The sequence below is a fragment of the Thalassobaculum fulvum genome, from assembly GCF_014652915.1.
Lineage (GTDB): Bacteria > Pseudomonadota > Alphaproteobacteria > Thalassobaculales > Thalassobaculaceae > Thalassobaculum_A > Thalassobaculum_A fulvum.
The window spans coordinates 237,332-260,485 of record NZ_BMZS01000006.1 but is presented as its reverse complement, the minus strand read 5'-3'; the positions used below and the strand labels follow the sequence as shown (position 1 = coordinate 260,485).

Here is a 23,154-nt window from a genome sequence, read left to right as displayed (position 1 = left end):
GGACGATGTCGACACGGGTCGATCAGGACGACCACAAGGGAGCACGCCGGAACCGCCGGCTGGACGCCGTCATCGTCCTGCTGTTCGGCGTCATGATCCTCGGCGGCCTCGCGGTGTTCCCGCTCAGCGTCACCGCCAACAAGCTGTCGGGGCTGTGGATCACGCTCTGCGCGTCGCTGGGGATCGACTGACCGTCAGCCGCCGCCCAGTGACTCCCGGTGGACGCGCTCGACCGCCCGGTTCAGGCGCTCGGCCAGGGCGTCGGTTTCGGAACTGCGTCCGGTGATGCCCTGGTCGAGCACGAGCGCGAGGGCCTCGACATGCGTCTCGGCCGCGCGCAGCCGGCGCGCGACGCAACGCTCCAGGGTCTCCGGTGCCTGGACGCCCGGCCGGACCAGCCGTTCGAGACTGCCGGCGATCTCGGCCGCGGCCACGTGACCGAAGGTCGGCGCCTGGCCCTTCAGGTCGTGCGCGATGCGGTGCACCAGCCGCCAGGGCTCCAGCGCGGCCGCGGGCTCGCCGCGCAGGTCGACGAGGGCGGCGCGAAGACGACCGATCTCGCCGCGGAGTACGCTGGGATAGTTCTTGGCCGCGTTGATCCACTCGGCGTCCGGCTCGACATCCTGGTCCTGCAGCGCGTCGCTGAAGCGCCGGCGCATCCCCTGATAGCCGGCATCGGCCCGCCGGCGGCGGTCCGGGCCGATGTAGCTGTCGGAGACCACGAAGGGACGGGGGCGCGTCAGCGCCGCAACCAGACGGGCCTTCAGCTTGCCGGCCGAGACCGGCTTGACCAGATATTCGGTCACCCCGACGTCGCGCGCCGCCGCGACCTTGTCGTGCCGGGCGACCGCGGTGAGCATGACGACCGGGACGCTGCGCACGGTAGCGATGTCGTGCTGCCGCAGCGATCGCACGAAGGCGTAGCCGTCGACCGGCTCCATCATCCAGTCGCAGACCACCACGTCGTAGATCCGGTCGGCGACCAGCCTGAGCGCCTGGGAGCCGTCCGAGGCCTCGTCGACGACCTCGAAGCCGAACTGCCGCAGCAGCGAGCGGACGAGCCGCCGCATGTAGGCGCTGTCGTCGATCAGCAGCGCCGAGCGCCCCGCGAATGTCTGTCGGCTGGCCGGGTCGTTCATGCGTCCGCCTCCGGCTCGTCGTCGAGGGCGGATACGAGATCGAGGACGGCCCGGCGTTGACCCTCGGTCAAGGTCGACCGGCCAGCGTCCCGGGCCGGACCCGTTGCGCCGGCCCGGTCCGCCACGTAGCCCGGCCGGCCGAGCACCCGGTCCAGGGTCTGCAGCAGGTCGGCCTCGTCGATCGGCTTGGTGACGCAGGCGATCATGCCGGCGGCCAGGAACCGCTCCCGGTCGTCGGCCAAGGCATCGGCGGTCAGCGCGATCACCGGCGGGGCCGACGGGCCGGCCTTCCGGCGGATCTCCGCCAGGGCCTGCAGGCCGTCCTTGACCGGCATGTTGATGTCCATCAGCACCGCGTCGTAGCGGGACGACAGCGCCATCGCGACCGCCTGCTCACCGTTGCTGGCGAAGGCGAACTCGGCGCCGTGTCGCTCCAGGAGCAGGCGCACGACCTGGCGGTTCGTCGCGTTGTCCTCGGCGACCAGCAGGCGGACCCCGTCCAGGCGGTCGAACAGTCGCGGGGCGGACAGCGGCACCGCCGGCTCGGCGGTGAGCGTCACCGGGACGTCGAACCAGAAGGTGCTGCCTCTGCGCAGGGCGCTGTCGACTCCGATCGTGCCGCCCAGCCGTTCGACGATCTCGCGGGCTATCGTCAGCCCCAGCCCGAGGCCGTCGTTGCTCCCGGCCTGGAAGAAGCGCCCGAAGATCTTGTCGTGCAGGTGCGGGGCGATCCCGATCCCGGTGTCCGTTACGCTGACCCGCAGTCTGACGGTGTCGTCGCTGCCGGGGGCCAGGGTGGCGCGCAGCGTGATCGTGCCGTCGCCGGTGTACTTGATGGCGTTGCCGACGAGGTTGACGAGGACCTGCTTGAGGCGCGCCCGGTCGCACACCACGAACCGCCCGGTCAGTCCCTCGGTGTCGGTCACGATCCGGTCGTTGCGGTCCTCGGCCCGGCTGGACAGCACCGATGTCACTTCCTCGACGAGGGCGGCGGGGTCGAAGGCGGTGAACTGGAACTGGAACTTCCCGGTCTCGATGCGCGTGGTGTCGAGCACGTCGTCGACCAGTCCGCACAACATGTCGGCGGAGGCGTGCGCGGTCTCGCTCAGCTTGCGGATGCCCGGGTCGGGAGTGCGATACCCGATCTCCCGAAGCATTCCGATGACCGCGTTCAGCGGCGTCCGCATCTCGTGACTCATGCCGGCGAGGAAGGTGCTCTTGGCGCGGTTCGACGCCTCGGCGCGCCAGAGCGCGGCGGCAAGGTCCCGCCGGGCGGTTTCGATCGCTGCGAACTGCTTCATGGCGACCGCGGCCAGTCCGATGCTGACGGCGACGATGAGGACCAGGGTGATCGCAAGGTAGGAGACGGTGTTCCGGACTTCCAGCTGCCGTGCCGTCTGGTCCTGACTGGCCGCGCCGACCGACTGCAGGGCGATCTGCTGGAACTCGACGCCCATGCCCTCCAGGTGGCGCGTCAAGGTGGCGGCGTATGCGGTGGCGTCCAGACCGCCGCCGGCGAGTTCGCCGTCGATCACCGGTACCGCGGCGAGCGCGCGGGACAACGTGACGCCGAAGTCGGGGATCAGTCGCATGGCGGCGTAGGACCCGCCGTCGCGCAGGACCAGGAGCCGGCTGACGAAGATCTCATAGCGCTCGGCGAGGTCGTCGAGGTCGATCTGGCCGAGTTCGGCCTCGTGCGCGGCCAGCATCAGCTTCAGATGCTCGGCCTGAACCTGGTAGGCGGCCCACTGGATGTTCTCGCGCGGCGTGTTCGCCGCCTCGTCCAGATCCAGGTACAGCGAGGTCGCCACCGCCGCCGCCCCGATCGCGACGGCCAGCACCGCGACGGCGACAAGCTTCAGGGGCGTCCAGCGCCGGTGGGCCGCCTTCGAGATCATCTCACTCGACGATCAGCGCTTTGAGCTGCCAGACGGACCGGTTGAGATAGGTGTCGGTCGTCAGGCGGGAGTCGGCGTCGTACGGGAACACGATCCAGAGGGGGCCGCGCTCGCGGACCGACATCCGCTCGCCATTGGCCCGGACCGCGACGAAGGCGCCGGCAGCGACGGAGTCGTCGATCGGAACGACGGCCGAGTAGTCGTTCAGGGCGACCGCCTTGAGGCTGGTGCCGGTGGCTCCGACGATTTCGAGCAGGGCGGCCAGCGGGAACCCTTCGAAGGTCTGGACGCCCTTCGTCCACGGGGTCGAGGTCGACAGCGTCGTCGTGGCGATGGCTTCCAGGGCTTCCCGGTCGAAGCGGGCCTTGCCGGGGGCGTTGGTGTTGGCGATCGTGCCGGAAACCTCGAGGATCACGCGGCCGTTCGGCGCGGGCAGCGTCTCGCCCGCCGCCGGCAGGGCGAGCAGGGACAGCGCGAGGGCGGTCATCAGGGCGCGCACGGCGCCCCGTACGGTCGACAGCATGCCGAACCTCCGGTCTTGTCGGGTGTGAGCGAGAGGAGTGCACGCGCGGTGCACTACACGGCCCGTAAATGACACCGGGCAGGGCTGCGATCTATTGGGGAATACCGAAACCCGCGACCCTTCCAAGTCGCGGCGCGGACGAGCCGGCGCCGCCGCGGGCCGGGTTCAGGTGCCGTCGCGCTTCCGGCCCGGCCTCGCCGCGCCGACGCTGCGGGCCAGCAGCAGGACCGGCAGGATGCCGGCGGCCACGATCGCCAGCGCCGCCGGGGCGCAGGCCTCCAGCCGCTCGTCCGAGGCGTACTGGTAGACGAAGGTCGCCAGCGTGTCGAAGTTGAACGGCCGCAGCACCAGGGTCGCCGGCAGTTCCTTCATGGTGTCGACGAACACCAGCAGGCCGCCGGTCAGCAGGCTGCCGCGGATCATCGGCAGGTGCAGCCGCCGCAGGGTGGCGCCCGGGCTGTGACCGAGGGTTCGCGCCGCCATCTCCATGCTCGGCGTCACCCGGCCGAGCCCGGCCTCGACCGCCCCGAGGGAGACCGCGAGGAACCGGACGGTGTAGGCGAACACCAGGGCCGCCACGGTCCCGCTCAGCAGCAGGCCGGTCGAGACGCCCAGGGTCTGGCGCAGGAAGGCGTCGACCGCGTTGTCGAAGGCCGCGAACGGGATCAGCACGCCGATCGCCAGCACCGCACCCGGAATGGCGTAGCCGACCGAGGCCAGCCGGATGGCGCCATGCACCAGCCCGCCGGCGCGCTGGCGCGCGGCATAGGCGAGCAGGGTGGCGAGGCCGACCGCCGCCAGGGCGGCGGCCGCCGACAGGCCGAGACTGTTCAGCGCGTGCCGCACGAAGTCGGGCGACCACTCGGCCGCCGTGCTGGTGAACGCATAGTCGGCGAGGGTCGCAGCCGGCACCACGAAGCCGAGCGCGACCGGCAGGGCGCAGGCCAGGGTCGCTGCCCAGGCCTTGCGGCCGTGCAGCCGGATGCCCTCGATCGGCCGCAGTTTCGACGAGGTGTGGTGAAAGCGCTGACGGGCGCGCGACCGACGCTCGGCCCAGATCAGCAGGACCACGAACGCCAGCATGACCAGGGCGATCTGCGCGGCACCGCCGGCGTTGCCCATGCGCAGCCAGACGTCGAACACGCCGGCGGTCAGGGTCCGGACCGCGAAGAAATCGACGGTGCCGAAATCGTTCAGGCATTCCATCAGCGCCAGTGTCACGCCGACCGCGATCGCCGGCCGGGCGAGCGGCAGGGCGACGTCGATCAGCGAGCGCCAAGTGCTGCGGCCGAGCGTCCGGCTGACCTCCAGCACGCAGATCGACTGCTCCAGGAAAGTGGCGCGCGCCAGGGCGTAGACATACGGATAGAGAACCAGGGTCAGCATGGCGATGGCGCCGCCAAGCGAGCGGATCTCCGGGAACCAGTAGTCCCGCCGCGTGGTCCAGCCGAACACCGCGCGCAGGGTCGATTGCAGCGGGCCGGCGAACTCCAGCAGATCGGTATAGACATAGGCGATCAGGTAGCCGGGCATCGCCAGCGGCAGCAGCAGGGCCCACTCGAAGAGGCGACGCCCCGGGAACCGGCACATGGCGACCAGCCAGGCGGTGCCGGTGCCGATCACGAACACGCCCACGCCGACGCCCAGCATCAGCAGCAGGGTCGTGACGACGTAGCCCGGCAGCACCGTCGACGCCAGGTGCGGCCAGATGTTCTCGGTCGGGAACAGGGCCTTCCAGACGATCGCCAGCACCGGCAACGCCACCAGGCCGGCGGTCGTCAGGGCGGCCACATGCCAACGGCGGCGCCCGTCTCCGGGCACCGCCGCGAACTGCTCGGGCGCCGGTGCGGCGCCCCGGTAGGCATCGGCCTCCGCCGTCATCCGTCGTAGCCGACCCGGTCGACCATCTTGACGGCGGTGCTCCGCAGCTCGGCGATCGCCGACAGCGGCAGGTCGTCCGGCGTGAACCGCCCCCATGACTCGACCACCGGCGACCACTTGACGTGCGGGTTCACCGGGTACTCGAAGTTGGCGGTCGCGTAGATCTCCTGGGCTTCGTCGCCCGACAGGAACTCCATCAGCTTGAGGGCGTTGTCGCGGTTCGGCGCCGACTTCGACATGGCGATACCCGAGACGTTGACGTGCGTGCCCTTGGTGCCGCCGATGGTCGGGAACACCGGGTTCACGGCGTCGGCCCAGGCCTTCTGCTCCGGGTTCGCCAGCATGGCGCCGTAGTAGTAGTTGTTGCCGAGCGCCAGGTCGCACTCGCCTTCCTTGATGGCCTTGACCTGGGCCCGGTCGTTGCCCTGCGGCTTGCGGGCGAGGTTGGCCTTCAGCCCGGCCAGCCAGGCCTCGGCCTTGGCCTCGCCGTGGTGCGCGATCATGCCGGCCAGCAGGGCGATGTTGTAGTCGTGCTTGCCGCTGCGGGTGCAGATCCGGCCCGCCCACTTCGGGTCGGCCAACTCCTCGTAGGAGGTGATCTCGCCCGGCTTCACGCGGTCCTTGGAGGCGTAGATCAGGCGGGCCCGCTGGGTGAGGGCGAACCAGCGGCCTTCCGGATCCCGGAAGCTCGCCGGAACGTTGGCCGCGAGGACCGGGCTTTCGACCGCCTGAACCACGCCGGCCTCGACCGCGTCGTTCAGCCGGCCGATGTCGACGGTGAGGATGACGTCGGCCGGGCTGTTCACGCCCTCGGCCTTCATGCGCTCGACCACGCCTTCCTTGGCGAACACCACGTTGGTCTTGATGCCGGTCTTCGCCGTGAACGCCTCGAGCAGGGGCTCGATCAGGAACGGCTGGCGCAGCGAGTAGATGTTCACTTCGCCATCGGCCTTGGCCGCGGTCGTCACGGCGGCAAGGGCGATCACGGATCCGAGCACGGCGCCGGTCAGGCTGCGGGTCATGGAGTTTCCCTCGAGATGAGAATGCTTCGCATGACGGCTCTTGTTGCAAATGGGTCTCATTCTGTCAATCGAGATCAACCCCGTTTCGCCGGCCGGGTCACTGATGTGGATCAAGTCGGGGCACTTTCCGTCGGCCCGGTGTTGATCCGTGTCGGCCCTCCGCATAGCCTGTCGCCCGGGATTTGTGGCAGTCGATTCAACAATAGCGGGATCAATGGAAGCACGGGGTCGTCGGCGACCGGGACCGGTCGACGACAGCGGGCGCCGGATGCAGGGCGTCGACAAGGACGGGACGTGAGCGAGGGACTGAACAGGCCACCCTGGTACTTCGTCGATTTCGACATGCAGGTCGCAAACCGTAGGCTGGTCGATATTTACAATCATTGGAGGTCTATCCGCGATGGAGGTGACGTGCCTCCCGCGGACCGGTGGGACCCGTTGGATCTGGTGCAGCACCTGGGACACTTGTTCGTCGTCCGGGTGGAAGCCGCCTCGTCGGGCGACCCGGCGCCCGATCTCCGATACACGCTGATCGGCACCTATCTGGTGGACGCCCTGGGACGCGACACCACCGGCCGGCTCGTCGGCGACACGTTTCCCGAAGGCCATCCGGTCGTCTCGGTCTATCACCGGGCGATCGCGCGGCGGGCGCCGGTCCGGACGCACGGCCGGCTCGACTGGGTCGACAAGAAGTACCGCAGCTTCGAGAGCGTCCTGCTGCCGCTTGCCGGGGCCGACGGCCGGATCGCCAAGTTCGCGGGGGCCGCCGTCTACGAAACGTCGGAGCGTCCCGTTGTCGGCTGACCGACGCCGGCGTAGCCTTGCCGCCGGCATCCCGGACCGGAGCGAGGCTCACATGGCCGACCAGTCGATCTTCGCCGAAGGCTTCAAGACCGACCCCTACTGGTGGGACGCCGCGCCGCCGGACACCGAGGGCGACGCGCCGCCGCCGGACCGGGCCGACGTGGTCGTGGTCGGCAGCGGCTATACCGGCCTGTCGGCGGCGCTGGAGCTTGCGCGCGGCGGCGTGGACGTGGCCGTGCTCGAGGCTCACCGCTTCGGGGAGGGGGCCAGCACCCGGAGCGGCGGCATGCTGTCGGGCGGGGTCAACGTCGGCAAGGGCGGCGACATCGAGCGCCTGTACGGCGCCGACCGCGTGCAGGCGATGATCGAGGAGGCCGCCGAGTCCTACGGCCACTTCGAACGCATCATCGAGCGCGAGAACATCGACTGCCAGTACCGCCGGTCCGGCCGGTTCGTCGGCGCCCACACGCCGGCGGCATTCGCGGCGATGGCGGCACGGGTGGAGACCCTCAACGCACACGCCGGCGCCGAGGCCCGGCTGGTCCCCCGGGACCGGCAGCGCGAGGAGCTCGGCTCCGACTTCTACTACGGCGGCATGGTCGTCGAGCGGGCCGGCGGGGCACACCCCTCGCTGTACCACAAGGGCCTGCGACGGGCCTGCCGGGAAGCGGGGGTCAGGCTGTCGGCCAATACCGCGGTCGAGGGCATCGACGGCAAGGCCGGCGACCTGACGGTGCGGACCTCGCGCGGGCCGGTGCGGGCCCGCGAGGTGGTGCTCGGCACCAACGGCCATACCGGGGCCGCGACGCCGTGGTTCCGCCGGCGGGTGATCCCGGTCGGCAGCTACATCATCGCCACCGAGCCGCTCGGCGAGGCGCGGATCCGCGAGCTGTTCCCGAGCATGCGGGTGGTCGCCGACACCAAGCGGGTGCTGTTCTATTTCCGGCCGTCGCCGGACGGCACCCGTGTGGTGTTCGGCGGGCGGGCCAGCTTCCGGACCAAGACCGCGCTGGAGACCGCGCCGGTGCTGTACGACTACATGCTCGGCGTGTTTCCGCAGCTGCAAGGCGTGAAGATCTCGCATGCCTGGACCGGCAACGTCGCCTTCACCTTCGACCGGGTGCCGCATATGGGCGAACGCGACGGCGTGCACTACGCGCTGGGCTGCAACGGCAGCGGTGTCGTGATGATGAGCCACCTGGGCCACCGGACCGCGCTGAAGATCCTCGGCAAGACCAACCGGCCGAGCGCCTTCGAGGGACTGCCGTTCGAGACCCGTCCGCTGTACGACGGCCGGCCGTGGTTCCTGCCGGCGGTCGGCGCCTGGTACAAGCTGCGCGACTGGCTCGACCGGCGGCTGGCGGCGTGACCGGCGAATGCCGGCCGGCTCAGAGCGGGCCGGAGCCCGGGGGCGGCAAGGAGACCTTGTCCTCGGCGTACCGCATCGCCCACCAGGCGAAGAACCCCCACAGCGCCAGGTTGACCAGGATCAGCGCAGAGAGCTGGAGGACGAACGCCCCGAGATGGCCCCGTCCCGCCCAGGACGGCCGGTGATCGTTGGCCGGAACCCGCTTGGTGACCGGCGGGCGGTGGCGGTCCCGGATTTCGGTCGGCAACGGCGGCATCGTCCTACCCGCCGCTGCCGCCGAGCGGCCGCGGCTCGGGCGGGCCCGGGTCGAACGGCGAGACCAGCGTACGTTCCCGGGGCTGCGGGGCGGCATACAGTTCGTCGCGGCGCTTCGACAGCACGCCGGCAATGTACTTCATGTCGGTTTCCAGCATGTGGAACTCGTGATTCAGCATCTGCTGCCACATGTCGTGGATCTTCTCGATGCCGGCCTGCCCCGGTTTCAGGGCCTTGGCTTCCTGTTCGGTCCGCTTGATCCAGTCGATGGTGTCCCGGCGCACCGCCTTGGCGTCCTCGATCAGGCTCTTCAGGCGGTCCGCGATCTTGCCGGTGGTAGCCGAGTCGTAGGTATCGCAGATCCGCCACAGCGACCGCAGGTAGTCGAAATCCTCGTCGGTGTACTCGAACAGCGGCTTGCCGTTGTAGGTGAGGTCCAGGTTGCGGACCGAGAGCCCGCCTTCCAGCCTGACCAGCCGGTTGATCGGCGCGTTGCCGCCGGGAAGCTTCTGGCAGTCGTCCTTGCGCGCGACCGGCGGCTTGGACGACGTCCCCTCCGAGTCGCGCCCGGTGGATTCCTGGGCTGTCGCCGGCAGCGCCGTGATCCAGGCGATCAGGCACATGGCGAGGCTGGACAAGCGGATTCGAGCCGCCATACCGTTGTCTCCGTCTCATCCCTCCGCCGGTGGGTAGTTCTAGCACGCCGGCCCCGCCGTCCGCACCCGTCCAGGAGAGCGTCATGCCCGCCGTCAGTTATCCGGAATCCGCCCCGATCGAGGCCTGGACCGTCAGCAAGCCGGCGGTCGCCGGCGAGCGCGGCGTTGTCGCCTCGCAGAACGTCGAGGCGAGCCAGGTCGGCGCCGCCGTGCTGCAGGCCGGCGGCAACGCCGTCGACGCGGCGATCGCGACCGCCCTCGCGCTGTGCGTGGCGGAGCCCTGGATGAGCGGCCTCGGCGGCGGGGGCTTCGCGGTGGTGCACGAGGCCAAGTCGGGGACCACCAAGGTGGTGGACTTCGGGATGATCGCGCCGCGCGGCCTGGATCCGGCGACCTACCCGCTCGACGCCGGCCGGGACGCGGCCGCCGACCTGTTCGCCTGGCCGGCGGTGGTCGAGGACCGCAACCTGCAGGGCTATCACTCGATCGCGGTCCCCGGCTCCTGCGCCGGCTATGCGACGCTGCTGGAGAGCTTCGGCAGCTGGTCGTGGGCCGATGCCATCGGCCCGGCGCTCGGGATGGCGCGGCGCGGGCACCGCCTGACCTGGTGGACGACCCTGCAGGTCGCGGCCGAGGCGGGCTGGCTTGGCCAGTACGAGGAATCGCGGCGGGTCTGGCTGCCGGGCGGCCTGGTGCCGTCGGCGCCGGCCGAGGCGCCGTACGGCCTGCTGTCGATGGGCGCGCTCGCCGACACCTTCGAGCGGCTGCAGAAGGCCGGTCCGGCGGACTTCTACACCGGCGAGACCGGCAGACGGCTGGTCGCCGACCTGCAGGCCGGCGGCTCGACGATCTCGGCCGATGACCTGGCCGCCTACCGGGCCCGCATCGTCGACCCGATCGTGCGCGAGCGGGCCGGTCACACCCTCAACCTGGTGCCCGGCTACTCGGCCGGCCCGACCTTCGCCGGCGCGCTGGCGCGCCTGCCCGAGGCGTTCGCCGGATCGGCGCCGGATGCCGCGGTCTACGCGGCCTACGCAAGCTCGCTGATCGAGGCCTACAAGGTCCGTCTCGAGACCATGGGGCATGCCGGCGACGTCGGCGACCGCAGCTGCACCACCCACCTGTCGGCGGTCGACGCCGAGGGCAACATGGTGGTGATCACCACCACCCTGCTGTCGCGCTTCGGGTCGCGCGTGGTGCTGCCGGGGACCGGCGTGCTGATGAACAACGGCATCAACTGGTTCGACCCGCGGCCGGGGCGGCCGAACTCGATGGCCGCCGGCCAGCGTCCGCTGTCGAACATGTGCCCGGTGCTGGCCACCAAGGACGGCAGGGCGGCGTTCGGCCTCGGGGCCTCGGGCGGCCGCAAGATCATGCCGGCGATCTTCCAGCTCAGCTCGTTCATCGGCGAGTTCGGCCTGGGGCTGGAGCAGGCCCTGCTGCAGCCGCGCATCGACGTCAGCCTGATCGACACCATCATCGCCGACGACCGGCTCGATGCCGCGACCATGGCGGCGCTGCAGAAGGTCGCCCCGGTGCGGCCCGCCCCGGCGGTGGCCTATCCGTCGCAGTGGGCGATCCCGAACGCCGTCGCCTTCGGCCCGGAGGGCCCGCGCGGTGCGGCGCATGTGTTCGGGCCGCTGCCGGCGGCGGTGGGGGCCTAAGGGGCGACGTCGGGCCCGCTGTCCCGGGGAGGCGACGCTCAGCCGACCTTCTCGGCGTACAGCAGCATCAGCAGGTGGTCGACCTCGGTACCGTCGTCGCTGAGCGGCAGGACCAGCTTGTCCCATTTCACCGATCCGCCGTCGGGCGACGGGATGGTGTCGTGGAACTCGACCGGGCCGCGGGTCCGTACCGCGGCGTCGTAGTGCCCGACGATCGCCCAAAGCTGGGTCGGCGGCAGGGCCTGGTGCATGAGCTTGCCGGTGAAGTCGCCGCCGTCGATGGCGGCGACGCCCTTGCCAACCTTCTCGAACCGGTAGACGTACTGGTCGTCGAGCCGTTCGGCCTTGTACAGGACGAGGTTGTCGGCCCATGGCCGCAGTTCCAGCTCGTCGAAGAACCGGTAGGCCGGCAGGGCCCCGCGGCCCGGCCGCTTGAGCGACCACAGATCCCTGAGCTGGCGGGTGTTCTCGAGGGCGAAGTCCACGCCGGTCGCGACCGGCCGGCGCGGCTTCGGGGCCGGCGCGTAGGCGGTCGGCGGCGGCGGCGAATCGAACGGCGGAGGGGACTTCGCCATGCCTATGCGACCTCCCGGAACGCGGCCCCGAAGCTTTCGGTGGTGTAACGGAACACCCGCAATGTCTCGGACCAGTGGTCGGTCGGCAGCCCGGCCTTGCGCTTCAGCTGGGTGAGGAAGGTCTCGGCCTTCGGCAGGCCGGACCAGACGCTCGGCAGGAAGATTCCGCGGCGGTCGGCGTCGTGCATGATCAGGCCGTCGATGTCCGGGCGCAGCTGCCGGACCAGGTCCGCCTCGTCGGCGAACGACATCGGACGCGGCGTCGACAGGATCGACACCGAGACCTCGATCCGGTCGAGCTCCTCGGCCGTCAGGGGCGGGAACCGGGGGTCGCCGAACGCCGCCTTCCAGGCGTTGTCGATCACGTCGGGCAGCAGCGGCCGGTGCGGGGCCATGCTGCCGATGCAGCCGCGAAGCCGGCCGTCGAGGGTCAGCGTGACGAAGCAGGCACGCCGGGTGGTGAGCGTCGGCGACAGCCCGCCCCCGAGGCCGACCTTCGGGGTGCGGCCGTGCTCGATGCCGAACTTCACGCCGAACCGTGCGGCCTCGATCAGCTGCCGCCGGTCGGCTTCCGGCAACCGGGCGGCGTGGGCGTACTCGAGCGCGAAGGCCCCGTAGCCGACCACCCGGTCCGGATTGCCCCGGGTGTCGCCGGAGGTGCGCAGGTCGAAGGTCGTGGCCCTGAGGTCGCGGCTCCGGGCCTGGTCGAGCACGCCGGCGAGCGCACGGTGCCCGCAGGCGCCGCGGCCGTTCAGGTTCTCCGGCCGCAGCGTCTCGATCAGGCCGGCGGTCTCGGCGTCGAGCCGGCGCGCGGTCGCCTGGTCGTGGAAGTGCGACAGGTCCGAGGACACCAGGATCAGGGTCTCCGGCCCGCCCCAGAGCCGGCCGACGACTTCCGACACCAGCGCCATCGGGGCGTCGCCGACCAGCAGCGGCACGATCGCCGCCCGCGGGAACACGCGCTGGATGAACGGCGCATGGACCTCCAGGCTGTGCTCCTCGGCGAAGGCGGCGTCGGCGACCGCCACGCCCGGGACGGCCAGGGCCTCGGTCAACGCTTTCCAATCGACCGCGAGGGTGCCGAGCGGCGTGGCCCAGGCGTCGACGCTGGTGGTCGCGATGCCGCGGAACGCGACCCGGTGTGCCGGTCCCAGCAGAACGACCCGCCGGATGGCGTCGGCCCTGCGCCGCAGCGAGGCGTAGGCGGTCCCGGCGATCGGGCCGGAGAACACCCAGCCGGCGTGGGGGGCGACAAGGATCTTGGCGTCGACGCCGCCGCTCGGACGGGCGGCTGCCAGACAACGCTCCAGCAGGTCGACGCAGGCGTTGTGGCTGTCCGGATAGAAGCGCCCGGCGACTTCCGGGGGCCGGACCGAGACGTTGGCAGACGGTGTCATGGTAACCATTTGATTAACACACGGCGCGCGGGTGTGACAGCGTCGTCGGTCGAGGCGAAAGGAGAATTGGGTGCAGAGCGAGCAGGGGTCGTCGAGTCCTCGGGAAACCGCCGTGCCCGGCCTCGCCGAGACCGCGCCGCCGCCGGTCCGGGGCAAGGGGCCGATCGTCCCGACCGAGTTCTGGCGGATGCTGGACGACGGCCGTGTCCAGTGCGAGATGTGCCCGCGCTACTGCCGTCTCAAGGAAGGTGCGCGCGGGCTCTGCTTCGTGCGGGCGCGGCAGGACGACGCCATCGTGCTCACGACCTACGGCCGTTCCAGCGGTTTCTGCGTCGACCCGATCGAGAAGAAGCCGCTGAACCACTTCCTGCCGGGTACCCCGGTGCTGTCGTTCGGGACCGCCGGCTGCAACCTGGCGTGCAATTTCTGCCAGAACCACGACATCTCGAAGAGCCGCGAGATGGATCGGATGCAGGCCGAGGCGCAGCCCGAGACCATCGCCGAAACCGCGCGCCGCCTGGGCTGCCGCTCGGTGGCCTTCACCTACAACGACCCGGTGATCTTCCACGAGTACGCCCGCGACATTTCGATCGCGTGCCACGAGATCGGCGTGAAGACCGTCGCGGTCACGGCCGGTTACATCACCGACCGGGCACGCCCGGACTTCTTCCGGCACATCGACGCCGCCAACGTCGACCTCAAGGGGTTCACCGACCGGTTCTACCGCGACGTCACCAAGAGCCAGCTCCAGCCGGTGCTCGACACCCTGGTCTACCTGGTTCGGGAGACCGGGGTTTGGGTCGAGATCACCAACCTGATCATCCCCGGCGAGAACGACGACGAGGCGGAGATCGACGCCATGACGAGCTGGGTGGTGGAGCATCTGGGGCCGGACGTCCCGATCCACTTCTCCGCGTTCCACCCCGACTACCGCATGCTCGACGCGCAGCACACGCCGTTCGCCACCCTGGCGACGGCCCGGCGAATCGCCCGCCGGAACGGCGTGAGGCACGCCTATATCGGGAACGTGCACGACATCGGGCGGCAGTCGAGCTACTGCCACGCCTGCGGCAGCCGTACGATCGGCCGCGACTGGTACGAGCTGTCCGACTGGAACCTGACCTCGGACGGGCGCTGCACCTCCTGCGGCACCCGGATGGCCGGCGTCTTCGACGGCCCGCCGGGAAACTGGGGGCGCCGGCGTCGCCCCGTGGACGTCGCCTCGTTCGCCACGTGAGCCCCGTGTGCGGAGCATGCGTGTCCGGAGCATGCGTGTCCGGGGCATGCGTTCCCGGCTCGCCGGTATCGCCCGTGGCGGGCAAGGATCGGCGGCGCGAGTGCCCCGGCACGCGCAGCGGTCGGGCGGATCTGGGCGATCGGACGCTGCGGCGTTAACGATTCGTTAAGGGCTGGGGGCCGTGAATACCGCCGCACAGTAGGAATACGATGCGGATGATACGTGCAATGCACGAAACCAAGGGGCGGGTACTTGTAGTCGGCGAAGACATCGGCGTGATGCGGGAGCTGACCCGTGTTGCCGTTGGATCGGAAGGCCCGACGGTGGAATGGGTGGCGGGCGCTGCGGAGGCCGTCGAGCTTCTGGGGCGCGCGACCCACGACTTCGTTCTGGTCCTGGTCGACAAGCAGCTGAAGGACGGAACGCCGTTCGACGTGTTCCGGTTCGTGCGCCGCGACCCGGACGCCCCGTATCCGGGTCTCGCGCTCGGCCTCGTCGGGGAGGCCCTGACCGAGGCCGACATCCGGAAGTCCGCGGTGCTCGGCTGCCTGCATTTCCTCGGCCGGCCCCTGCAGGCCGAGCCGGTGGCGCAGGCGTTGAGCCAATGGCCGGCGGACCGTACCGACTTCATCGTGTCGGGCTCCTACACCGGGCCGGACCGGCGGCGCGCCAACCGCCAGCAGATGGTCGACCGTCGCACGGTCACCGGGCCGGCAGAGCAGACCGTGGCGTCGACCAGCCTGGGCTTCGAGATCAAGCCGTCGACCACCGTGTTCAGGTTCCGCCGGATGCCGACGGCCGAGCCGGACCTCGCGCTGGCGCTGCGCAACGGCCTGAGCAGCGAGACCATCGAGCCGGCGCGTGCGCATATCAGGCTGAAGAAGGAGCAGGCGCTGGCGATGCTCGGGCTGACCCGCCATCGCATGGACGAGGCCTTTGCCGAACTCGCTGGCAAGCCCGACCGCGAGGCGCTCAAGCGCCTGAACGCGGTCGCCCGCGAGGCCGCCGCCCTGACCGAGACGCGCGGGCTTCTCCTGGTCGGGATGATCGTTCGCGGCCTGGTCGGCCATACCGCCGACACCGGCCGGCCGGTGCGCGGCGTGCTGGCGCTCCTGCGAGCCTATCTGGACGCGCTGCGCGACGCGCTGGCGCGCGAGATCATCGACGACGGCGGCCCCGTCGGGCGCCAGATCCTGGCCACCCTGAAGGCGGCGGAGGAAAGCGTCGAGGCCGCCGCCCCCGGGGCCGGCGGCGGGACCGCCGCATCTTCCGGCTGAGCCCCGAGCCGGCGGGTCCTCGACTCATGTCGCGCGACCGACATGATCGGTCGCGGCGGTGGCAGCGATGCCGCCGATTCCCGTGTCTCTTCCGGCGAGGTTGACCAGGAGCCGTCAGGAGGGTTGGCATGGCCGAGGACGACGACATCGTTCTTTCCGAGCTCGACGACGAAGAACTCGTCCAGCAGATGCATGACGACCTCTACGACGGTCTCAAGGACGAGATCGTCGAGGCCGTCAACATTCTGCTCGAGCGCGGCTGGGCGCCCTACGATGTCCTGACCAAGGCGCTGGTCGAGGGCATGCGGATCGTCGGCATCGACTTCCGCGACGGCATCCTGTTCGTGCCGGAAGTGCTGATGGCGGCCAACGCCATGAAGGCCGGCATGGCCATCCTGCGGCCGCTGCTGATCGAGACTGGCGCGCCGCGGGTCGGCAAGATGGTGATCGGCACGGTCAAGGGCGACATCCACGACATCGGCAAGAACCTGGTGTCGATGATGATGGAGGGCGCCGGCTTCGAGGTCATCGACCTGGGCATCAACAACCCGGTCGAGAACTACCTGGCGGCGATCGAGGAGCACCAGCCCGACATCCTCGGCATGTCGGCGCTGCTGACGACCACCATGCCGTACATGAAGGTCGTGATCGACGCGATGCAGGAGAAGGGCATCCGCGACGACTACATCGTCCTGGTCGGCGGCGCGCCGCTGAACGAGGCGTTTGCGGAGAGCGTCGGGGCCGACGCCTACTGCCGGGATGCCGCGGTCGCCGTCGAGACCGCCAAAGCGCTGATCGCCGAGCGACGGAAGTCCAACTCGGAGGCGGCCGAGGGCTGAGGAGATCGAGCCGATGCGGCCCGCGGGGCGGGCCGGAGGAAGGACACGCGATGGACGACCTGCAACCCGATGCGACCTGGGGGGACGATGCCGCCTCGCCGATGGAGCGGATCGTGCGGCCGACCACCCTGTTCATCGCCTGCGGCGCGCTGGCCCGGGAACTGGTGGCACTGAAGCGGGCGACCGGCTGGGCCGAGCTGACCATCACCTGCCTGCCGGCGCACTGGCACAACGTTCCGCAGAAGATCACGCCCGGCGTGCTGCGCAAGATCAGGTCGGCGCGTGGCGCCTACGACCGGATCTGCGTGATCTACGGTGACTGCGGCACCGGCGGAGAGCTCGACCGGGCGCTCGCCGCCGAGGGCGTCGAGCGGATCCCCGGGCCGCACTGCTACCAGTTCTTCATGGGCACGGCCGGGTTCGAGGCGCTCACCGAGGACGAGCCCGGCTGCTTCTTCCTCACCGACTACCTGGTCCGGCACTTCGACCGCCTGATCATCAAGGGCCTCGGCCTGGACCGGCATCCTGAGCTGCTGCCGGACTATTTCGGCAACTACAGCAAGGTCGTGTACCTGGCCCAGCTCGCAGATTCCTCCCTGAAGGCGCGGGCCGCCAAGGCTGCGGCCCGGCTCGGGCTGGCGTTCGAGTACCGGATGGTCGGCTACGGGGAACTCGCGGATTTCGTCGCCCGGGCCGCCGGCACGCCGGTGCCGGCCGACGCCTGAAGACAGGAGGTGCCGGTGGCCAGCCTGATCGTCATGTACTGGCGCGACATTCCGGCCCAGGTGGTGGTCGAGAAGGGCCGCGGCCGCCGGCGCGACAGCGCCAAGGTCGAGCTGCCCAACCGGTTCATCGCGGCGATCGACGCGGCGGCGATGCGCGGCGGCGCCGAGCAGTCCGACGACTACCTGGAGGAGTGGCGGCGCTCCGATCCGGTCGAGGTGCCCGACGACGACATGGAGGACACCGCCCGCTCCAAGGCCGAGGCGCTCGAGGCCGACTGGCCGGCCGAACGACTGCGGGCCGCGATCGCCGGCGGCGGCTGGGAGAACGGCTGAGCAGCCCGGCCGACCGCGCGCGGTCAGACGACGCGGAGGGCGACGGGTCGGTGGTTTCGCCGCCCGCTCGCGAGGAACAGGGTCATCCCGAGGACCTGGTCGGGCATCCGATGGTCGGTGGCCAGCGGCAGGATGAGGCTCTCCAGCCACAGATCGGTGGCGTCGTGCACCAGCAGCGGCGGGCCCTGCCGCCAGCGCGGCCGCGCGTCGTCCATCATGTCCAGCAACGGGCGGACGGCCCGGCTGTGGAGGCGGGCGTCGCCGTGGACTTCGGCGAGCGTGCGGCCGGTGCAGTCGCGACCCACCCCGTCGACGACGGCGGGGCCGATCAGGCGACACCTGAAGTCCCGCGTGCCGCGGTCGAAGTCGAGCAGCCAGACGAAAGGCAGGAGCGGCTCGATGTGCTCCGTCCTGATGTCGTCTCGGCTCGGTACCCGGTCCGTTCCGCCGCGGCGGGCATGCCAGTAGTCGTGCAGCTGCCCGATCAGCTCCGACGGCCCCTCCTCGGGATACGGTCGCCAGTCGTCCGATTGTCCTGCAGCGATAGTCACGGTGATTCCCAAAGCTCTCTCGCTCGACATCGGATCGGAGCCGGGAAACTATCAGCCGGCCGCCCGGCGGCCCATTTCGGACATCCCGTAGCGAAGCCGTCGTGGTCAGGTCGCCCGGATCACCCCGGGGCGGTAGAGCCGGTTCTCACTGTCGAAGAACAGGGTCAGGCCCAGGATCCGGTCGGCCGTCCGCCGGTCGGAGGCCAGCGGCAGGGCGAGGTTCTCCAGCCGCAGGGCCTCGGTCTCATGGTGGAACATCGGCACCCCGCGGCGCCACAGCGGCTGCCGGTCCTCCAGAATCCGCGTCAGTGCCCGGGTCGCGAACTCGTAGGCGCCGGCATTCGGATGGCACTCCTTGAGGGTGCGCCCGGTGTAGTCCCGGCCGACCCCTTCCACCACCGCGGTGCCGATCAGCCGGTACCGGAAAGTCCGCGTCTGTCGCTCGAAATCCATGATCCACACGAACGGCAGCAGCGGCTTGATCTCTTCGGGCCGGATGTCGTCTCGGCTCGGCACCATGTCCGGCGCGGCGCGCTTGGAGGCCCAGTAGTCGTGCAGGCGAACCGCCGCCTCGGAAGCGTGCTCCGGCGAATAGGGCACCCAGTTCTCCGGTCGGAGCGGATCGATGGTCATGGACCTCCCAGGGCGCGAGAGGGGCGGGCGGGGACGAGGCACGGCCCGATGCAACCATACCGAACCGTCGCCGGTGGTTCCACGGTACTTTGGCAGGCCGGGGGGCAGGCCGGGGAGCAGGCGGGGGGCAGGCGGGGGGCAGGCGGGGGGCAGGCCCGGGAACAGGTCCGGAGCCGGGATCAGGCCTGAACCGGCTCGACTCCGCACCACTCCGCGATGAACAGCGCGATCGCCTTGGTGGCCTCGCGGATCGACGGGATGTTCACGCGTTCGTCGAAGCCGTGGGCATCCTCGCAGATCGGCCCGTAGACCATGCAGGGCATGTCGGCGTAGAGCACGAACACCCGGCTGTCGATGTAGGCGGTGGCGACGTAGTCCACCGGCTTCGCGCCGGAGATCCGCTCGTGGCAGCGGCTCAGCACGGTCTCGGCATCGCTCCCCGGTTCCAGGTCGTAGCCCTCGGTGAAGAAGCCGTTCCAGACGATCTCGGGCGGGTTGTTCGAGAGGAACGGATGGCCCGATGCCGCCTTGCGCACCGCGTCCTCGATATCGCGCTGCATCTCCTCCGGCTTGAAGCCCGGGAAGATCGAGATCCGGCAGTCCATGGTGCACCACGCCGGCACCGACGACGCCCAGTCGCCGCCGGCGATCTTGCCGACGTTCATGTTCACCGGGTGGGCGTGCACGTCGTAGTGCTTGGTGCCGGCCTTGCGGGCGTTCCACTTCGCCTCGACCGCCTTCAGGGCCGGGACCAGGTCCATGGCCGCCTGGATGGCGTTCGAGCCGGTGCCGGCCTGGGCGACGTGCACCGGGTGGCCGCGGACCTTCACCTGGAACCACTGCACGCCCATGGTGGCGCGAGTCATCTTGCCGCCCGACGGCTCGCTGATCAGGGCGGCGTCGGCCCTGTAGCCGCGTACCAGGGTGGCGAGCGCGCCGTTGCCGGTGCTCTCCTCCTCGCACACCGTCTCCATATGGACGGTGGCGGCCGGCTGCAGGCCGGCGCGGCGCAGCGCGTCCATGGCGAACAGGTTTGCGACCACGCCGGCCTTCATGTCCCCGGCACCTCGGCCGTACATCCAGTCGCCCTTGATCACGGCGGCGAACGGCGGGTCGGTCCACATGTCGAGCGGGCCGGTCGGGACCACGTCGACATGGCCGTTCAGGACCAGCGAGCGGCCGGTCTCGTTGCGCGGCCGGTGGGTGCCGACCACGTTCCAGGCGTGCGCGTAGTCGACCGCGACCGGCGAGAAGCCGGGATGGTGCTCGATGTCCTTGGGGTCGACCTTCCAGCGGTCCATCTCGTAGCCGCGCTCGTTCATGGCCTGGAACATCAGGTCCTGGGCGAGGTGCTCCTGGCCGCGTACCGACGGGCGGCGCACCAGTTCCTGCAGGAACGCGATCTGGTCGTCGAATCCGGCATCCACCGCGTCGCAGATCCGACGCACGAGATCCTCGCCGAGAGCCGCCTTCGGGTCCGCGTTCATGTCAGCCGCCTTGTGGTCCGGTTGCGTTCAGGAACCGGTATCCTGCGCCGACGCGGCGGCGGGCGGCAAGTGGGAGCGCGTTAGGCCGGCGCGCCCGCCGCCTGCTCCATGGATCCCGGAGCCGCTCGCGTTGCGAGCTCACCGGGATGACGAAGGGAAGGAGGCCGTCCCGCTCTACCCACTGTCGTCATTCCGGAGCCGCGTAGCGGACTCCGGAAGCCATGGGGCGTTCCGGCTTGACGGGGGTGAGCTACGCCGAGGTCTGCTTGAACACGTAGCGGCCGTCCTCGAGGCGGTCGAACAGCTCGGGGATCTTCGGGTGGCCCACCGGGCCGTTCGCGGCGTCCTCGACCAGGTTCTGTTCGGAGACGTAGGCCACGTAGTAGCTCTCCGGGTTCTCGGCGAGCAGGTGGTAGAACGGCTGGTCCTTGCGCGGCCGCAGGTGCTCGGGAATCGCCTCGTACCACTCCTCGGTGTTGCCGAACTCGGCATCGATGTCGAACACGACCCCGCGGAAGTCGTACAGGCGGTGCCTGACGATGGCCCCCAGGGAAAAGTTCGGCGCGACGATCTTCATTCGTTCCATCCGGTGATCGGACCCAGCGACAACCTCTCATATTTGATCTTTTCCGCGGAACGAACAAGATTGCCGCCGTCGCGTCCCAGGGAGTCCCCCAGCATGTTCGGCCCGCTCAATCACCTCCGCGTCGTCGAGGGCTCGGCCTTCGTCGCAGCCCCGCTCGCCGGGCTGACCCTGGCCCAGGCCGGCGCCGACGTGATCAGGTTCGACCCCCCGGGCGGCGGGCTCGACTACGGGCGCTGGCCGCTGGCGCCGGGGACCGGGCGCAGCCTGTTCTGGACCGGCTTGAACAAGGGCAAGCGTTCGCTCTGCGTCGACATCCGCCGGCCCGAGGGCCGCGAGCTGGTGCAGGACCTGATCGCCGCTCCCGGCGAGGGCGGCGGCCTGCTGCTGACCAACTTCGCCGGCATGCCGTGGCTCGCGGACGAGGTGCTGCGGGCGCGCCGGGCCGACGTCATCAAGCTGGAGATCGCCGGCAATTTCGACGGCAGCAACGCCGTCGACTACACGGTCAACCCCGCCGTGGGCCTGCCGGCGATGACCGGGACCGGCGGCCCCAATGCCCCGACCAACCACGTGCTGCCGGCCTGGGACGTCGCCTGCGGCCTGACCGCGGCGTTCGGGCTGGTGTCGGCGGTGCTGGAGCGGGCCCGGACCGGCCAGGGCAGGAGCATCAGCCTCGCGCTGTCCGACGTCGCGTTCGCGACGGTCGGGCACCTCGGGATGCTGGCCGAGGCGGCGCTCGGCGGCGTCGACCGGCCGCCGTCCGGCAACGACCTGTACGGCGCCTTCGGCCGCGACTTCCCGACGGCCGACGGCCGTCGGGTGATGATCGTGGCGCTGACCCGCAAGCAGTGGTCGGGGCTGGTCAAGGTCTGCGGGATCGCCGACGCCGTGACGCTGCTGGAGGAACGGCTGGGCGCCGACCTGTCGGAGGAGGGCGCGCGCTACCTCCACCGCGACGCCATCGCCGCGCTGGTCGCCCCCTGGGTGGCGGCCCGGCCGCTGGCCGAGGTGGCGGCGGCGTTCGACGCGGCGGGCGTGTCCTGGGGGCCGTACCAGACCATGACCGAGGCGCTGGCCCGCGACCCGCGCGTCTCAACCGCCAACCCGCTGTTCACGGCGATCGAGCAGCCGGGGGTCGGCTCGGTGCTGGCGGCCGGCTCGCCGCTGGCCGCCGCCGGCGAGGCGCGCTCGGAGGCCCGGTCGGCGCCGTCGCTCGGGGCCGACAACGACGCCATCCTCGGCGACGTCCTCGGCCTGTCGTCGGGCGCCATCGGCAAGCTGTACGACGCCGGGATCGTGGCGCGGGAGGGAGAGTAGCTCAGCGCCGCCGGGCGGTCGCGGCGGTGACCGCCGCCAGAATCGCCAGGCAACCGCCGAGCAGTACCGCCCCGCCGATCAGCGGGGCGGCGTGGCCGACATCCAGCAGCAGTGCCACCGCGCCGACCAGAATCAGCACGGCGACGCTCAGCCGGGCGTCGGCGACGAACATTTTCACCAGTTCGGCGACGACTTCCTTCAGGATTTCCATCACGCGGCCTCCCCCGCCGGGCGGCGCAGCAGCGTCGCCAGCCCGGCGCCGGCGACCAGGAACACCGCGGCGAACACGAGGAGCGCCAGGTCGGCGCCCGGCCATTCGATGCCCAGCCCCTCGCCGGTCCAGAACACGCCGAACGACGACAGCATGACGCCGACGCCGAACTTCAGGGTGTTCTCGGGCACCTTCGAGAGCGGCTTGTGCACGATCGCGCCGACCGTCAGCACCGCGGCGCAGGCGGCGGCGGCGCCGAGGGCGGCGGCCCCGAGCATGCCGCGGCCGGCACCGACCGCGATGACGATGAAGATCACCTCGAGCCCTTCGAGCAGCACCGCCTTGAAGGCGCCGAGCCCGGCGATCCAGTCGAGCGATGCCGGGTTCCTGCGGCCCTCCTCGGTCAGCGCCTCGGTCTCGGCCGCGAACGCCGCCTCCTCGTCGTGCAGGGCCAGCACCCCGGCCGAGCGCAGCACCGCCTTGCGCAGCCAGCCCATGCCGAACAGCAGCAGCAGCACGCCGATCACCAGCTGCAGCGCCTCCAGCGGCACCCGCCCGAGCAGCGGCCCGAGACCGAGGACCAGCAACGCCAGCACCGCCAGCGCGGCGGCGGTGCCGGCGACCGCCGGACGCCAGCCGCGCAGGGTGGCGACCGCCAGAACGATCGTGAAGGCCTCGACCACCTCGACGACCGAGGCGGTGAACGCCGCCCCGACCGCCGGCGCGGCGACGGTCCAGGTCATGCCGTCCATGGTTGGCTCCCACGTGTGTGTAG

Annotated in this window: 25 protein-coding genes; 10 read left to right on the top strand and 15 right to left on the bottom strand. The window is 70.7% G+C overall.

Annotation, left to right across the window (positions count from 1 at the left end):
* The first annotated feature begins 5 nt into the window (after positions 1–5).
* Positions 6–191 (top strand): hypothetical protein, encoded by a 186-nt coding sequence (locus tag IE246_RS14600; protein WP_189990846.1) that lies wholly within the window; start codon positions 6–8, stop codon positions 189–191.
* A gap of 3 nt (positions 192–194) precedes the next feature.
* On the opposite strand, the gene IE246_RS14595 is transcribed toward IE246_RS14600, so the two are convergent.
* The 5 genes from IE246_RS14595 to IE246_RS14575 all read right to left on the bottom strand — a co-directional run bounded on the left by IE246_RS14595 (position 195) and on the right by IE246_RS14575 (position 6,463).
* A complete protein-coding gene (locus IE246_RS14595; protein WP_189990844.1) occupies positions 195–1,139 on the bottom strand; it encodes a response regulator transcription factor in 945 nt (314 codons plus the stop codon).
* On the bottom strand, positions 1,136–3,037 hold the full coding sequence (locus IE246_RS14590) for an ATP-binding protein (RefSeq protein WP_189990842.1): 1,902 nt from the start codon (positions 3,035–3,037) through the stop codon (positions 1,136–1,138). Before IE246_RS14590 ends, IE246_RS14595 begins: the two co-directional genes overlap by 4 nt.
* Before the next feature lies 1 nt (position 3,038).
* A complete protein-coding gene (locus IE246_RS14585) occupies positions 3,039–3,560 on the bottom strand; it encodes a putative pterin-binding protein (protein WP_189990840.1) in 522 nt (173 codons plus the stop codon).
* Positions 3,561–3,725: 165 nt separating this feature from the next.
* Positions 3,726–5,441, bottom strand: a complete 1,716-nt coding sequence (locus IE246_RS14580) for an ABC transporter permease (RefSeq protein WP_189990837.1) — start codon at positions 5,439–5,441, stop codon at positions 3,726–3,728.
* A complete protein-coding gene (locus IE246_RS14575; protein ID WP_189990836.1) occupies positions 5,438–6,463 on the bottom strand; it encodes a Fe(3+) ABC transporter substrate-binding protein in 1,026 nt (341 codons plus the stop codon). Before IE246_RS14575 ends, IE246_RS14580 begins: the two co-directional genes overlap by 4 nt.
* A gap of 294 nt (positions 6,464–6,757) precedes the next feature.
* Between IE246_RS14575 and IE246_RS14570 the strand changes: the two genes are divergently transcribed.
* Both IE246_RS14570 and IE246_RS14565 read left to right on the top strand, forming a co-directional pair.
* Complete coding sequence (locus IE246_RS14570) at positions 6,758–7,267, top strand: PAS domain-containing protein (protein ID WP_189990834.1); 510 nt, start codon at positions 6,758–6,760, stop codon at positions 7,265–7,267.
* Between the two features lie 52 nt (positions 7,268–7,319).
* On the top strand, positions 7,320–8,636 hold the full coding sequence (locus IE246_RS14565; protein ID WP_189990833.1) for an NAD(P)/FAD-dependent oxidoreductase: 1,317 nt from the start codon (positions 7,320–7,322) through the stop codon (positions 8,634–8,636).
* Between the two features lie 19 nt (positions 8,637–8,655).
* Here the strand turns inward: IE246_RS14565 and IE246_RS14560 are convergent, their stop codons facing one another.
* Both IE246_RS14560 and IE246_RS14555 read right to left on the bottom strand, forming a co-directional pair.
* Positions 8,656–8,883, bottom strand: coding sequence for a hypothetical protein (locus IE246_RS14560; protein ID WP_189990831.1), 228 nt, complete (start codon positions 8,881–8,883; stop codon positions 8,656–8,658).
* 13 nt (positions 8,884–8,896) lie between these two features.
* Positions 8,897–9,547 (bottom strand): hypothetical protein, encoded by a 651-nt coding sequence (locus tag IE246_RS14555; RefSeq protein WP_189990829.1) that lies wholly within the window; start codon positions 9,545–9,547, stop codon positions 8,897–8,899.
* An 83-nt stretch (positions 9,548–9,630) separates the two neighbouring features.
* On the opposite strand from IE246_RS14555, the gene IE246_RS14550 reads away from it, so the two are divergent.
* A complete protein-coding gene (locus IE246_RS14550; protein ID WP_189990827.1) occupies positions 9,631–11,211 on the top strand; it encodes a gamma-glutamyltransferase in 1,581 nt (526 codons plus the stop codon).
* A 38-nt stretch (positions 11,212–11,249) separates the two neighbouring features.
* Here the strand turns inward: IE246_RS14550 and IE246_RS14545 are convergent, their stop codons facing one another.
* Positions 11,250–11,786: a hypothetical protein gene (locus tag IE246_RS14545; RefSeq protein WP_189990825.1), complete on the bottom strand. Its 537-nt coding sequence runs from the start codon at positions 11,784–11,786 to the stop codon at positions 11,250–11,252.
* Between the two features lie 2 nt (positions 11,787–11,788).
* On the bottom strand, positions 11,789–13,183 hold the full coding sequence (gene amrB, locus IE246_RS14540; protein WP_189990823.1) for an AmmeMemoRadiSam system protein B: 1,395 nt from the start codon (positions 13,181–13,183) through the stop codon (positions 11,789–11,791).
* Positions 13,184–13,253: 70 nt separating this feature from the next.
* On the opposite strand from amrB, the gene amrS reads away from it, so the two are divergent.
* The 5 genes from amrS (at position 13,254) to IE246_RS14515 (ending at position 17,594) form a co-directional block, all read left to right on the top strand.
* Positions 13,254–14,420 carry an AmmeMemoRadiSam system radical SAM enzyme gene (gene amrS, locus IE246_RS14535; protein ID WP_308434491.1) on the top strand — a complete coding sequence of 389 codons (1,167 nt, stop codon included), beginning with the start codon at positions 13,254–13,256 and terminating at the stop codon, positions 14,418–14,420.
* 227 nt (positions 14,421–14,647) lie between these two features.
* Positions 14,648–15,697, top strand: coding sequence for a response regulator (locus tag IE246_RS14530; RefSeq protein ID WP_189990821.1), 1,050 nt, complete (start codon positions 14,648–14,650; stop codon positions 15,695–15,697).
* Between the two features lie 128 nt (positions 15,698–15,825).
* Positions 15,826–16,536, top strand: a complete 711-nt coding sequence (locus IE246_RS14525; RefSeq protein ID WP_189990819.1) for a cobalamin B12-binding domain-containing protein — start codon at positions 15,826–15,828, stop codon at positions 16,534–16,536.
* A 50-nt stretch (positions 16,537–16,586) separates the two neighbouring features.
* Positions 16,587–17,261, top strand: a complete 675-nt coding sequence (locus tag IE246_RS14520) for a DUF1638 domain-containing protein (RefSeq protein WP_229837137.1) — start codon at positions 16,587–16,589, stop codon at positions 17,259–17,261.
* A gap of 15 nt (positions 17,262–17,276) precedes the next feature.
* Positions 17,277–17,594 carry a virulence factor gene (locus tag IE246_RS14515; RefSeq protein ID WP_189990817.1) on the top strand — a complete coding sequence of 106 codons (318 nt, stop codon included), beginning with the start codon at positions 17,277–17,279 and terminating at the stop codon, positions 17,592–17,594.
* A 23-nt stretch (positions 17,595–17,617) separates the two neighbouring features.
* On the opposite strand, the gene IE246_RS14510 is transcribed toward IE246_RS14515, so the two are convergent.
* The 4 genes from IE246_RS14510 to hspQ form a co-directional block, all read right to left on the bottom strand.
* Positions 17,618–18,157, bottom strand: a complete 540-nt coding sequence (locus IE246_RS14510; protein ID WP_189990814.1) for a PAS domain-containing protein — start codon at positions 18,155–18,157, stop codon at positions 17,618–17,620.
* Positions 18,158–18,250: 93 nt separating this feature from the next.
* Entirely contained in the window at positions 18,251–18,778 is a 528-nt protein-coding gene (locus IE246_RS14505) for a PAS domain-containing protein (protein ID WP_189990813.1), read from the bottom strand.
* Positions 18,779–18,957: 179 nt separating this feature from the next.
* Positions 18,958–20,265: an ArgE/DapE family deacylase gene (locus IE246_RS14500; RefSeq protein WP_189990811.1), complete on the bottom strand. Its 1,308-nt coding sequence runs from the start codon at positions 20,263–20,265 to the stop codon at positions 18,958–18,960.
* Positions 20,266–20,515: 250 nt separating this feature from the next.
* Positions 20,516–20,842: a heat shock protein HspQ gene (gene hspQ / locus IE246_RS14495; RefSeq protein WP_189990809.1), complete on the bottom strand. Its 327-nt coding sequence runs from the start codon at positions 20,840–20,842 to the stop codon at positions 20,516–20,518.
* Between the two features lie 102 nt (positions 20,843–20,944).
* Between hspQ and IE246_RS14490 the strand changes: the two genes are divergently transcribed.
* Positions 20,945–22,168, top strand: a complete 1,224-nt coding sequence (locus IE246_RS14490) for a CoA transferase (protein ID WP_189990807.1) — start codon at positions 20,945–20,947, stop codon at positions 22,166–22,168.
* Between the two features lies 1 nt (position 22,169).
* Here the strand turns inward: IE246_RS14490 and IE246_RS14485 are convergent, their stop codons facing one another.
* Together IE246_RS14485 and IE246_RS14480 are read right to left on the bottom strand one after the other, a co-directional pair.
* A complete protein-coding gene (locus IE246_RS14485; protein ID WP_189990805.1) occupies positions 22,170–22,379 on the bottom strand; it encodes a hypothetical protein in 210 nt (69 codons plus the stop codon).
* Complete coding sequence (locus tag IE246_RS14480; protein WP_189990803.1) at positions 22,379–23,131, bottom strand: COG4280 domain-containing protein; 753 nt, start codon at positions 23,129–23,131, stop codon at positions 22,379–22,381. The genes IE246_RS14485 and IE246_RS14480 overlap by 1 nt, the downstream gene beginning before the upstream one ends.
* Positions 23,132–23,154 lie beyond the last annotated feature (23 nt).